8 protein-coding genes and 1 pseudogene are annotated in these 12405 nt (G+C 59.7%); 5 read left to right on the forward strand and 4 right to left on the reverse strand.

The annotated features are described in order from the left end of the window. Positions 1 to 129: 129 nt before the first annotated feature. The 3 genes from pcaY to AC3B5Q_RS11210 all read left to right on the forward strand — a co-directional run bounded on the left by pcaY (position 130) and on the right by AC3B5Q_RS11210 (position 5610). Entirely contained in the window at positions 130 to 1755 is a 1626-nt protein-coding gene (pcaY, locus tag AC3B5Q_RS11200; RefSeq protein WP_103444563.1) for a methyl-accepting chemotaxis protein PcaY, read from the forward strand. A 741-nt stretch (positions 1756 to 2496) separates the two neighbouring features. Beyond that, complete coding sequence (mgtA, locus tag AC3B5Q_RS11205) at positions 2497 to 5211, forward strand: magnesium-translocating P-type ATPase (RefSeq protein ID WP_488393087.1); 2715 nt, start codon at positions 2497 to 2499, stop codon at positions 5209 to 5211. Positions 5212 to 5232: 21 nt separating this feature from the next. Then, positions 5233 to 5610 carry a DUF2493 domain-containing protein gene (locus tag AC3B5Q_RS11210; protein WP_003254146.1) on the forward strand — a complete coding sequence of 126 codons (378 nt, stop codon included), beginning with the start codon at positions 5233 to 5235 and terminating at the stop codon, positions 5608 to 5610. A gap of 106 nt (positions 5611 to 5716) precedes the next feature. Here AC3B5Q_RS11210 and AC3B5Q_RS11215 read toward each other — a convergent pair whose 3' ends face one another. From AC3B5Q_RS11215 to AC3B5Q_RS11230, 4 genes and pseudogenes are all read right to left on the reverse strand, one after another. Then, positions 5717 to 6943 carry an MFS transporter gene (locus tag AC3B5Q_RS11215; RefSeq protein WP_021784952.1) on the reverse strand — a complete coding sequence of 409 codons (1227 nt, stop codon included), beginning with the start codon at positions 6941 to 6943 and terminating at the stop codon, positions 5717 to 5719. A gap of 292 nt (positions 6944 to 7235) precedes the next feature. Further along, the gene (locus tag AC3B5Q_RS11220; protein WP_021784951.1) at positions 7236 to 8111 is read right to left on the reverse strand and encodes a universal stress protein; all 876 of its coding nucleotides are present in this window, start codon (positions 8109 to 8111) and stop codon (positions 7236 to 7238) included. Positions 8112 to 8317: 206 nt separating this feature from the next. After that, complete coding sequence (locus tag AC3B5Q_RS11225) at positions 8318 to 9136, reverse strand: helix-turn-helix domain-containing protein (RefSeq protein WP_021784950.1); 819 nt, start codon at positions 9134 to 9136, stop codon at positions 8318 to 8320. Positions 9137 to 9247: 111 nt separating this feature from the next. After that, positions 9248 to 9456 (reverse strand): annotated as a pseudogene (locus tag AC3B5Q_RS11230) (IS630 family transposase); the annotation flags it as partial. 901 nt (positions 9457 to 10357) lie between these two features. On the opposite strand from AC3B5Q_RS11230, the gene AC3B5Q_RS11235 reads away from it, so the two are divergent. Together AC3B5Q_RS11235 and AC3B5Q_RS11240 are read left to right on the forward strand one after the other, a co-directional pair. Beyond that, a complete protein-coding gene (locus AC3B5Q_RS11235) occupies positions 10358 to 11341 on the forward strand; it encodes an IS5-like element IS2000 family transposase (RefSeq protein WP_180689090.1) in 984 nt (327 codons plus the stop codon). 167 nt (positions 11342 to 11508) lie between these two features. Further along, positions 11509 to 12366 (forward strand): RHS repeat-associated core domain-containing protein, encoded by an 858-nt coding sequence (locus tag AC3B5Q_RS11240; RefSeq protein WP_172402874.1) that lies wholly within the window; start codon positions 11509 to 11511, stop codon positions 12364 to 12366. The last annotated feature ends 39 nt before the right edge of the window (positions 12367 to 12405 follow it).

A 12405-nucleotide genomic window follows, 5' to 3' on the forward strand; every position in this document is an offset into this window, starting at 1 on the left:
ACGCATTCCGTTCGGTTACCGCACATAACCGTATTTCGGCGCCTCAAGCCTGCGCCAGCACCTCCGATAGCAGCACACCCACCATCGAATCTTCGATCAGAAGTGGTGCCAACAAGGAGTACTGCCCGCATGCTTGCCAATCTGAAAATTCGCACCGGAATGTTCTGGGTGTTGTCGCTGTTCAGCCTGACCCTGCTGTTTTCGACGGCCAGTGCCTGGTGGGCTGCCGTGGGTAGCGACCAGCAGATCACTGAACTGGACCAGACTGCGCACCAGTCGGACCGGTTGAACAATGCGTTGCTGATGGCGATTCGCTCCAGCGCCAATGTGTCTTCGGGCTTTATCGAGCAGTTGGGTGGCCATGACGAGAGTGCAGGCAAGCGCATGGCGCTTTCGGTGGAGCTGAACAACAAGAGCCAGGTGTTGGTCGACGAATTTGTCGAAAACGCCCGCGAACCCGCCCTTCGCGGGTTGGCAACCGAGCTGCAGGCAACCTTTGCCGAATACGCCAAGGCGGTGGCCGGGCAGCGTGATGCGACCCGCCAGCGTTCGCTGGAGCAGTATTTCAAGGTCAACAGCGATGCCGGTAATGCCATGGGACGGCTGCAAACCCTGCGCCAGCAACTGGTGACCACACTGAGCGAACGTGGCCAGCAAATCATGCTCGAGTCCGACCGGCGTCTGGCCCGGGCGCAATTGCTGAGCCTGTGCCTGCTGGGCATGACCGTGGTGCTGGCGGTGCTGTGCTGGGCGTTCATTGCCCAGCGTGTGTTGCACCCCCTGCGTGAAGCCGGGGGGCATTTCCGGCGCATTGCCAGTGGCGACCTGAGCGTGCCGGTGCAAGGGCAGGGTAACAACGAAATCGGCCAACTGTTCCATGAGCTGCAGCGCATGCAGCAGAGCCAGCGCGACACCCTTGGGCAGATCAACAACTGTGCCCGGCAGCTGGACGCCGCCGCCTCGGCGTTGAACGCGGTCACCGAGGAAAGCGCCAACAACCTGCGTCAGCAGGGGCAGGAGCTGGAGCAGGCCGCGACTGCCGTGACCGAAATGACCACGGCAGTGGAGGAGGTGGCGCGCAACGCGATCACCACCTCGCAAACCACCAGTGAATCCAACCAGCTGGCCGCGCAAAGCCGCCGGCAAGTCAGCGAAAACATCGACGGCACCGAAGCCATGACCCGCGAGATCCAGACCAGCAGTGCGCACCTGCAGCAGTTGGTGGGGCAGGTGCGGGACATCGGCAAGGTGCTGGAAGTGATCCGCTCGGTGTCCGAGCAGACCAACCTGCTGGCGCTCAATGCTGCCATCGAGGCGGCCCGTGCCGGTGAGGCCGGGCGCGGCTTTGCGGTGGTGGCGGATGAGGTGCGCACACTGGCCTATCGCACGCAACAATCGACCCAGGAAATCGAGCAGATGATCGGCAGCGTGCAGGCGGGGACCGAGGCTGCGGTGGCTTCCATGCAGGCCAGCACCAACCGCGCCCAGTCGACACTGGACGTGACCCTGGCCTCGGGGCAAGTGCTGGAGGGCATCTACAGTGCGATCGGCGAAATCAACGAGCGCAATCTGGTCATTGCCAGTGCGGCCGAAGAGCAGGCTCAGGTGGCGCGGGAAGTAGACCGCAACTTGCTGAACATCCGCGAACTGTCTAACCATTCCGCTGCGGGTGCGCAGCAGACCAGCGAGGCGAGCAAGGCGTTGTCGGGGCTGGTGGGGGAGATGACGGCGTTGGTGGGGCGGTTCAAGGTTTGAGGCGCTGCGCCTGCGTGGAGCATTAAGATAAGGTTAAACTTATTTAAAGTTCCCCTTGCGGGTTGACTTCGATACTACGCTTGAATCAAGTTCGACCGCCTCGAGCGCGGGGCCTTTTTTCCCTTCACTGAAGAATTCAATGGACACAGTATCTCGTCGCTGCCTGACCCTTGCCGAATGGCCGGGTCAGGCACTTGAACCGGAACACCGGTCCCGACACCCTGGTCGGGCAAGCCGCGCCAGAGCCTGATGCTCCGCCGTGACTTGCCGCCGCCGGTGTTGGCCGGTTGGAGGCAAGCTCATGAACCTCACTTCATTCGTTTCACCTCGCCAGCCTGCGTGCCTTGCACCGCGGCAGGCCCGCGCCTGGCCGCGGCGTCTGCACGGCTACCTTGACCACCACCAGCACCCCCCAAGTAGTTACGGGGTGCTGGCGCGTCTTCATGCACGCTTGAGCCCCCACACTTCTCACTGAATAACAGATATTGAACGGTATATTTGTGCTCGAACTTTTCACGTTAAAAGTTCGCGGGATAACTATTGCCCTGTGTTTATGAAAAGGAATCAAACCATGGATTGCGCGAGTAGAAAGTTCGCTGCCGACACAACTTCCGACTCTCGGCAGCGGACAGACAACTGTCGGAAAGAACCAGCATTATTCAGCGACCCGACATGCCTTCGTTCACCGCCTGAGTGAAACGTCTGTGTGTCGTGCCGCCGCAGCGGCAGGAGCACAGCAACATGACTGTCAAACACCGTAACACCTCATCGGCCAAGGCCGAACGCGAAACCCGCCTGTCCACCCGCGCCGCCCGTGAAGCGCGCAATGGCCTGGCGGTCACCCTCGCCAACCTCGATGCCAGCGAACAGGGCTTGACCGAGCACGAAGCCGCCAAGCGCCTGGTGCGCGATGGGGCCAACCAGGTTGCCCACGACCCGCAACCCCACGCCCTGGTGCAGCTGTTCAAGGCCCTGCACAACCCGTTCATCTATGTACTGCTGACCCTGGCCGGGATCAGCTTCGTCACCGACTACTGGCTGCCGGTCAGTGCAGGCGAAGCAGACGACGCCGACCTGACCAAGGTCATCATCATCATGACCATGGTCAGCCTCAGCAGCCTGCTGCGCTTCTGGCAGGAGTACCGCTCGAACAAGGCTGCCGACGCGCTCAAGGCAATGGTGCGCACTACGGCCACCGTGTTGCGCCGCGAGCAGATCGGGCAAGCCCCGCGCCTGCGCGAAGTGCCCATGGACGAACTGGTGGCCGGCGACATCGTGCAGCTTTCTGCAGGTGACATGATTCCCGCCGATATCCGCCTGCTCGAAGCGCGTGACCTGTTTATCAGCCAGGCCGTGCTCACCGGCGAAGCGTTGCCGGTCGAAAAGTACGACACCTTGGGCAATGTCGCGCAGAAGTCCGCCGCCGAGCATGGCGCACATCAGGATAACCTGCTCGAGTTGCCGAACATCTGCTTCATGGGGACCAATGTGGTCAGTGGCCGCGCCCGCGCCGTGGTGGTCGCCACCGGCCGACGCACCTATTTTGGCTCGCTGGCCAAGGCCATTGCCGGTTCGCGCAGCCAGACCGCTTTTGACCGCGGCGTGAACAGCGTCAGCAGCCTGTTGATCCGCTTCATGCTGGTGATGGTGCCGGTGGTGTTCATGATCAACGGTGTGGTGAAAGGCGACTGGGGTGATGCCTTCCTCTTCGCGCTTGCCGTGGCAGTGGGGCTGACCCCGGAAATGCTGCCGATGATCGTCAGCGCCAACCTGGCCAAGGGCGCCGTGGCCATGGCCCGGCGCAAGGTGGTGGTCAAACGCCTGAACGCCATCCAGAACCTCGGCTCCATGGATGTGCTGTGCACCGACAAGACCGGTACGCTCACCCAGGATCGGATCATCCTCGAGCACCATGTGCGCTTCGACGGCCAAACCGACAAGCACATCCTCGAACTGGCCTGGCTCAACAGCCATCACCAAAGCGGCATCCGCAACCTGATGGACCAGGCCGTGCTGCATTTCGCCCGCCAGGACCACCAGTTCCAGGCGCCTTACGCCTACGCAAAGGTCGACGAACTGCCGTTCGACTTCATCCGCCGCCGCCTGTCAGTGGTGGTGAAGAATGCCTTGGGCGATCACCTGCTGGTAAGCAAAGGGGCGGTCGAGGAGATGCTCGCCATCGCCACCCATGTGCAGAAAGGCGACAAGGTCGTTGCCCTTGATCCGTGCCGTCGCCAGCAGCTGATGGCCAGGGTCGATGCCTTCAACCAGGACGGCTTCCGCGTGCTGGTGGTTGCCACCCGGGAGATCCCGGCGGCCGAAGGCAAGGCGCAGTATCACACCGAAGATGAGCGCGATCTGGTCATCCAGGGCTTGCTGACCTTCCTCGACCCCCCCAAGGAAACTGCCGGCCCGGCCATCGCCGTCTTGCGCGACATGGGCGTGCAGGTAAAGGTACTGACCGGCGACAACCCGGTGGTCACGTCCAAGGTCTGCCGTGAAGTGGGCCTGGCGCCAGGCCAGCCCTTGCTCGGCCAGGACAACGAGGGCATGGACGACACCACCCTGAAGCTTCAGGTGGAGGAGCGCACCGTCTTCGCCAAGCTCACCCCGCTGCAGAAATCACGGGTGCTCAAGGCCCTGCAGGCCAATGGTCACACCGTGGGCTTCCTTGGCGACGGCATCAACGACGCCGCCGCCCTGCGCGATGCTGACGTCGGTATCTCGGTGGACAGCGGCACCGACATCGCCAAGGAATCGGCCGACATCATTTTGCTGGAAAAGAGCCTGATGGTGCTTGAGGAGGGCGTGCTCAAAGGCCGCGAAACCTTCGGCAACATCATGAAGTACCTGTGCATGACTGCCAGCTCCAACTTCGGCAACGTGTTCTCGGTCCTGGTGGCCAGTGCGTTCATTCCGTTCCTGCCGATGCTGGCGATTCACTTGTTGCTACAGAATCTGATGTACGACTTTTCCCAGCTGTCGTTGCCCTGGGACCGCATGGACAAGGAGTTCCTCAGCAAGCCACGCAAATGGGATGCCCGCAACATCGGCCGATTCATGTTGTGGATAGGTCCTACGTCGTCGATCTTCGACATCACCACGTTCGCCCTGATGTGGTACGTGTTCGCCGCCAACAGCGTCGAAATGCAGGCGCTGTTCCAGTCCGGCTGGTTCATCGAGGGGTTGCTGTCCCAGACGCTGGTAGTGCACATGCTGCGCACTCGCAAGGTGCCGTTCTTCCAGAGCACCGCTGCATTGCCGGTGGTATTGGCAACAGGGCTGGTCATGGTATTGGGTATCTATATCCCGTTCTCTCCTGTGGGCGCGATGGTTGGCCTGGTGCCGCTGCCGTGGGAGTACTTCCCTTGGCTGGTCGCTACCCTGCTGGGCTACTGCGTGGTCGCCCAGGCCATGAAGACCCTCTACATCCGCCGTTTCGGCCAGTGGTTCTGAGTCATTCAAGGAGAGCCGACCATGCGAGTACTGATCTGTGCAGGACGCAATTACGCAGACACCCGGCGCTGCCGGCAGGCCTTGGACGACGTCCAGCGCCAGCGGCCGATCCGGGTGTTGATCCACGGTGGCAGCCAGTTTCTTGGCGGGGAAATTGAAAGCTGGGCACGCGAGCATGGCGCCGATCTGGTGCGTTACCCGCCAAACTGGCAGCTGCACGGCAAGCAGGCCGAACGCTTGCGCAATCTGTTCATGCTCAATGACAGCCGCCCTGACTTGTTGCTTGCCTTGCCCGGCGGGGATGACACCGAGGAGCTGCTGGCCAGGGCCCGTGGCGCCGAGGTTCAGGTGATGTGCGCCAGGCAACCACGTCAGCCTGAGCGGGGCGATTGCAGCTAATGCAAGCGCCTGGGGCCGTGCGGTACCTGTGGGAGCGGGCTTGCCCGCGAAGCAGGCGCCTCGGTTTCACGGCCTCAAGCATTGCGCAGCCGCCCTGGGCGGCTGCTCAGCCTGGCTGCGTCGCCAGATCGTTGCTGACGTTGCGCCCCAGCACCAGCACGGTGACAAAGCCACAGCCCACCAGCGCCGTGGCCAGGCTCAGCAGTACCGCAGTGCCCATATGGTCTACGACTTGCCCGCCGAAGAACGAGCCCACGGCAATGATTACCTGGAACATGGCCACGAACAGTGGCATGCCACGCTCGACGTCCTTGGGCGCCACGACAAACATCCAGATATTGGCGCAAGCCGGGAACGCACCGAAGGCAAAGCCCCACAGTGCGATCAGCATCGCGGCACCCGTCATGCCGGTGGCGAAGTGCGGGAACAGGGCGGTGCTGACTGCGATCATGAGCGCGACCAGCATCAGCGTATGCCGCACGCTGCGGTTGGCAGCAAAGCCGGCGAAGATGTTACCCATGAAGCCGGCCACGCCATACAACAGCAATAATGAACCGATCGTAGGCCCGTCAAAGCCGGCATTCTGTTTGAAAAACGGTGCGACATAGGTGTACGCAGCAAAGTGTGCCAGGCCGATCAGCAATACGGCGATCAAGCCGACCCGTGCTTGCGGGTTGATGAACAACGCCGGCAGGTCGCGAATGCGGATGGCCTTTTCCGGCATCAGCCGCGGCAGCAGGAATACCTGTGCCAGCAGCACCGGTACGCCTACCAGTGCAGTGACCAGGAACGTCATGCGCCAGCCCATCAGGCCACTCAGCCAGGTGCCCACAGGCACGCCCACTACCGTCGCCAGGGTTACGCCCGCCATGATGATGGAGTTGGCTTTGGCTACGCCCATCCCTTCAGGTGCCAGGCGGCCGCTGAGGGCGATGGCTGTGGCCCAGAAGCCGCCAATACTGATACCCAGTAGCACACGGCCGGCCAACAGCAGGCTGAAGTCGCCGGCGTAGGCCACGATGGCGTTGGCAATGATCATGATCAGCGTCAGGCCGATCAGCAGGTAGCGCCGGTCCAGCGCGCCCACGCCTACGGAAATCAATGGGGCGGCCAATGCAGCCATGATGCCGGGCAAGGTCACCATCAGGCCGGCAAGGCCTGCACTGATGCCAAGGTCGCTGGCCACATCGTTTAGCACCCCCACCGGGAGGAACTCACTGGTGACCAGGGCGAACGCACCCACGGCTACCGAGAGGATTGCCAGCCATTGCTGGGTGACACTCTGTTGATTGTGTTCGGGAAGGCCGCGAGGGGCCTGGCTGTTGCTTGGCATGGGTTAGGTTCCATGAGGGATCTCGCCTGTAGCAGGCGCAAGAGCGGGGGGATTTGCAGGCGATTGTAGAGACGGCCTTGCCTGGCCGACAGGCAGGCCGCTCGATAGTAATCATCAGCGCAATCGATGAAACGTCTTGCGTAGAGCGGCTGCTCTGAGCAATGGCGTCCCGCTTGCGAATGCTATGGGCGGGGGCTTTATTCCCTAACCCGTTCGCCGTCAGGCTAGCCAAGGGCGCTTGTGCTTGACCCGGACAGGTGCAACAGGCGGCAGTGCAGCGTGCTTATGCCGCCTATGGTGCCACCAGCACATCACACAGTGATTCGTTCAGCACATGCTTGGTGACGCTGCCGACCAGCAGCTCCTCCAGCGCGCTTGCTCCCTGCTTGCCGACCACAATCAGGTCGCACTCCAGCTCCTGCTCCTGCTCGACAATGCACCAGCCCGGGTTACCGTGCACCAGGACCTGCCGTGCATCGGCCATGCCGGCAGCCTCACTCAACGCCGCGAGTTGTGCTTCTGCATCCTTGCGAATGACATTGCGGTAGTGGGTGAGGGTGCCGTGGTCGATATGGGCGAAGCGCACGCTGGCTTCAAACGGGGCTTCGTACACATGCAGCAGAATGATCTCCGCTTGCGGGGCAATGGCCTTGGCCAGTTTGAGGGTGCGCAGTGAAACGGGCGAAAAATCGACTGGCACCAGCACAGTGCGGTAGGCATCACGAGGGGCCGGCTTGACCACGAGCAAAGGGCAGGGCATGTGGTTGAGCATTTTCTGCACGGTTGAACCCAGCAGCAGGCGCCGCGCCACGCTCTGGCCCCTGGCCCCACACACCAGCAGGTCGCTGTGCTTGTCCTGCACCACCCGGTTGATCTCCGTGATCACCGAGCCGCCGGCGACCTGCACGCCAGCGGAGATACCGTAACGCTGGAACAGCAGTGCTGCCAGTGCGTGGGTTTTCTCGCCTGCGCAATCCAGTACGCGTTTCAACAGATCGTCATCAGGCGTCACCAACTGTTTGAGGCGCTCGAAGGGTGCCGGGTTGGCAACGTAGAGCAGGTCCAGCGAGGCCTGTTGCGCATCGCTCAGGTAGGCAGCGCGCTCAGCGGCGTTGCGGGCATGTGGGGAAAGGTCGGTGGCAACCAGTATGTGTTTCAGCGGGTTCATGTGGGGCTCCTTGGCCAAGGCCGCGCACAGCGATCAAGCGGTAAACCTTGAGCACTGTGCGCCTGGCGGTGCTTGAGTCATTCCTTGCGTGCAGCCATCGTCGCGCGAACTCGGCGCGAGGGCTTGATTTGGGTCAATGACGTGTAGGTGCGGCGGCGGATCATGCCGGCAACAGCACGCAACCGGGCGCAGCCAGACCCTGACGTTCAGGCAGTAACGGCCGACCACTGCTCGAACGCTGCCTGCATGCTTTGCCGGGTCTGTGCGTCGGCGGGGATCAGGTGTTCGATGCGCAGTGACTGCACGGTGACATCCAGCGGCATGCCGAAGGTGGTGAACGTGGACAGGAACCTCAGCTCGCCATACGGGGTGTTCACGCGGGTCAGCAGCAAAGGGGTGGCTGTTGCCATCTGGCACGGGCTTGCCGGGGGCGGCAAGTCGCGCAAGCGCGCTGCCAGTGCCGGATTGCCTGCGGCCTCCCTGGATGCGCGGTGCCAGGCAGCAGCGCGGATTTCCGGCGCGTTGGCCATATGATCACCCAGACCACCGGGGCACAGCAGTGTCTGCAGCAGGTTGAGGCCGGTCGCCGGCTGTGCGCTGACACCGGCCATCGCCAGCAGCAGGCCGGTACTGGCATTGGCGGCGATGACGTCCCAGTTGCTGTCGATGACGATCGCCGGAGCGGGGTTGTTCACCTGCAGAATATGCTCGATGGCAGTATTCACCAAGGCCAGTTCAGGCGCATCGAGTGGTGTGGCGGCGTAGCGGGGCGCGTATCCTGCAGCAACGAACACTTCGTTGCACCGCTCCAGCGGTGCATCCAGGGCCGACAGGAGGGCATGCAAGGTGCCTGGGCTGGCTTTGGCGCGTCCTGTTTCCACACAGCTCAGATGACGCTGCGACAGTCCCGTCAGCAGCGCCAGTTCCAGCTGGCTGAGTTTGGCCTGACGGCGCAGTTCGCGAAGATGCTGGCCCGCTGAGATGTGTGGGGCAGGGGTGCTGCGATGGAACAGATGATGATTCATGCGTTGCCCTGATCGTCCTTGAGTACAAGCAACCCTATCAATTTGCGCGGCGTTTGTGTTGGTGGTTGTCAGGCCGCCGCGAGTGCTGCCTAGGCGTGATCGGAAGGCTCGTCAGTCCCCTTTCTGGATCTTGCGCAAGATGTTTCGCCTTTTGCGCGCCATACATACCGGTAGGGCTGAGCGTTGTGCAGCGCTAAAAATGTATTAATGGAACCGGCCAATTCGCATGTCGAACTGAGGCTGCCGTCGCGTGGGTAAACAGTGATATCCCGAAAAATGCGCTCAACTAAGTTAATCCAGGAGTTGAAGGTCGGAGTGAGTGTATATGAAATACGTTGATGTCGCTTGAATAACTGTTTGAAGAGAGGCGTTTCCCTCAGCTGTTTTTTCGATCAAACTCGCCTTCTGCGGGATTTCCTGATGCTGTGCAACATGAATTAACAGATTGTCTCGTTGTTTTTTGCAATGGGATACTACTCAGCTAGCCTTGGATGTGCTTGAGGAAATGACGACATGGATGTCGGGTGTTGGTGGCAAGGAGAACTTCCTGGCTAACAACCCTCGGCGCTGGCTAGTACTATTCGTGCTGTCTTTTGCGCTGCTGTTGGTCGCGATCGGTATGGCCGTTCTCTAGATCGCGCTTCTGACCCTCACCCATGCATCTCGATACATCCACTACCGACAAGTTTTTGATCGTCAACATGTATCCATCGATCGTCGCTGGCTTGCTATTGGGTGCGGGCATCCTCGGTGACAGGGTGGGGCGCCAACGCCTCTTTGTTGGAGGTCTGGCGATTGGAAGCAGGTTGTTCGCTGGGTCATGTTTTCCGCGATCGGAATACTTATCTTCAGCGCTATCATTGCAGGTATGAATTTCCGACGGACCCCCGTCTTGTTCAACAAATAAGCACAATTTTTCAAATAATGTTTGTTGATCTCCACCTGGGTGTCGCTCAGGAGAAACTGATAGATCTGCTACTAGGGGACTTCTGAAATGATGCTGGATTTAATGGGTAGATTTCAATGGGGCTCGGATTTCTACCAGATAACGGTCCACCGAATAGATCATGGTGCTTGGTGCTCCTGATCCTGTCCTCTTCTTCCTCCGTTGGCTATATAAGCGTTACACGCATAGGGATTCTCCGATCAAGTCAGCACAGCCCATCTGACCTGTGCTGAAATAGCCCTCCGTCCAACTGCCTTCTACAAGTCCGCCATCCCATGAGCCAGATGAGCTTTTCCGATTTCGAGTACGCCGGTAAGCGCAAGCAAACCCGTCGCGAGCGTTTCCTGGCCGAGATGGAACAGGTGGTTCCGTGGAGTGGACTGGTGGCGTTGATCGAGCCTCACTACCCAAAGGCTGGCGGTGGCCGCAAGCCTTATCCTCTGGAAACCATGCTGCGCATTCACCTGCTGCAGAATTGGTTCTCTTTGAGCGATCCCGCCATGGAAGAGGCGCTGTACGAGATCACTTCGATGCGCCAGTTCGCTCGTCTGACGCTCAGCGCTCCGATCCCCGAAGACACGACGATCATGAACTTCCGGCACCTGCTGGAGAAGCATCAGTTGGCGGCCGGCATTCTGGAAACCATCAACAATTACCTGCAAGACAAGGGCCTGTCGTTGCGCCAGGGCACCATTGTCGACGCTACCATCATCCACGCGCCCAGTTCGACCAAGAACAAGGAAGGCAAGCGCGATCCTGAAATGCATCAAACGAAGAAGGGCAACCAGTACTATTTCGGCATGAAGGCCCACATCGGCGCGGATGCTGAATCGGGTCTGGTGCATCACGTTCATGGTACCGCCGCGAACGTAGCTGACGTGACGGAGGTCGCTCAGCTATTGCATGGCGAAGAGAATGTCGTGTGTGCGGATGCGGGTTACACAGGCTTGGAAAAGCGGCCAGAACACGAGGGACGGCAGGTGATATGGCAGGTCGCTGCCCGCCGCAGCACCTACAAGCACTTGAGCAAACGCAGCGTGCTCTACCAAGCCAAGCGCAAGATCGAAAAGGCCAAGGCGCAAGTGCGTGCGAAGGTGGAGCACCCGTTCCGGGTGGTCAAACGCCAGTTCGGCTATGTGAAGACTCGTTTTCGTGGCTTGGCCAAGAACACGGCGCAACTGACCACGCTGTTTGCCCTGTCGAATCTGTGGATGGTGCGCCGGCAATTATTGCCTGCTGCGGGAGAGGTGCGCCCGTGAGTCCAGATAACCAAGGCTTTGCCTTGGTTATCCAATAATCAGCGACTGAAAATCGGGCTTTTCGGCATCCCTAAGCTGCCCATTTTCGACTGATGAGCGACTTGTTCGGAGTTTCCCTAAAGGCAGCTTTGAGGTGCACGCTGATGGCACGAAAAATTAAAAATAGCATGGATGAAAGTCAATGCCAGTTGTGGCGGGCTCTCAGCTATACACCTTATGGATACTGCTCGGGATGTTCACAGTTAATTGCATTTAATGGCGAGCGAGAAGATCCAGTAACTGGGCACTATCTGTTGGGTAATGGCCATCGAGGGCTCAATCCTGTCTTAATGCGTTTCAACTCCCCAGACAGTATGAGTCCGTTCGGGCGGGGTGGGACTAATTCTTATTGTTATTGCCTTGGGGATCCAATAAATTTACGAGACCCGAGCGGGCGTTTTCCAGTGCCAACATTTTTATCTCGATTCTTCAGGTGGGCTGGCCTAAAAGCTGGCTTCATTAAGGAAGCGAAAGGGGCGGGTCGGTTATTCAACGCGGTTACTACAAGCCAGACCAAAATATATACCCGAGAAACGAGAGCGAGGTCTGCCTCCGCACCGTCGCTTGCTTCTAGTGCGCCTGGTGTGGAGGACATCAGTGACTGGGATTATCTTGGAGCTCACGGAAGTTCGAAGGAGCATGGCCCCAGCTTGATGTCAGGGCTTGATCCAGCGTTTCAAGGTTCCAGCCATGCTCAACTGTTTGGAAAGGGATTCTATCTTGCTCCTGATCCGTACCACCCTTTTATGTACGCTCGAAGTCTTTGGATGCGCGGGAAAACACCAGAGTTATACGGAGTTTATATCAAATACGCCAGTCGCCTCAAATTAGGGCGAGACTATTCGATTAGAGTGCGTGAGGGCGTCGCAGAGATGCGTAGAAATTTAGAAATTGTCATCAGGGAGCCTGCATATCATTTAATTGCAGTCCGGTCAGGTATAAGAGATTCTGTAGTGCTTCTTAGGCCTAACGAGGCGCCATTTTGAGGGGCAGTGGAACCTTGTGTAAGCTTAGGTTCTGTATGA

Source organism: Pseudomonas sp. D5(2026), from assembly GCF_057766845.1.

What these genes read in the sequence shown, in the direction of transcription:
- pcaY (WP_103444563.1), top strand. Translation starts at nt 130, where the DNA reads ATGCTTGCCAATCTGAAAATTCGCACCGGAATGTTCTGGGTGTTGTCG.
- AC3B5Q_RS11210 (WP_003254146.1), top strand. Translation starts at nt 5,233, where the DNA reads ATGCGAGTACTGATCTGTGCAGGACGCAATTACGCAGACACCCGGCGC.
- AC3B5Q_RS11240 (WP_172402874.1), top strand. Translation starts at nt 11,509, where the DNA reads ATGGATGAAAGTCAATGCCAGTTGTGGCGGGCTCTCAGCTATACACCT.
- AC3B5Q_RS11235 (WP_180689090.1), top strand. Translation starts at nt 10,358, where the DNA reads ATGAGCCAGATGAGCTTTTCCGATTTCGAGTACGCCGGTAAGCGCAAG.
- AC3B5Q_RS11215 (WP_021784952.1), bottom strand. Translation starts at nt 6,943, where the DNA reads ATGCCAAGCAACAGCCAGGCCCCTCGCGGCCTTCCCGAACACAATCAA.
- mgtA (WP_488393087.1), top strand. Translation starts at nt 2,497, where the DNA reads ATGACTGTCAAACACCGTAACACCTCATCGGCCAAGGCCGAACGCGAA.
- AC3B5Q_RS11220 (WP_021784951.1), bottom strand. Translation starts at nt 8,111, where the DNA reads ATGAACCCGCTGAAACACATACTGGTTGCCACCGACCTTTCCCCACAT.
- AC3B5Q_RS11225 (WP_021784950.1), bottom strand. Translation starts at nt 9,136, where the DNA reads ATGAATCATCATCTGTTCCATCGCAGCACCCCTGCCCCACACATCTCA.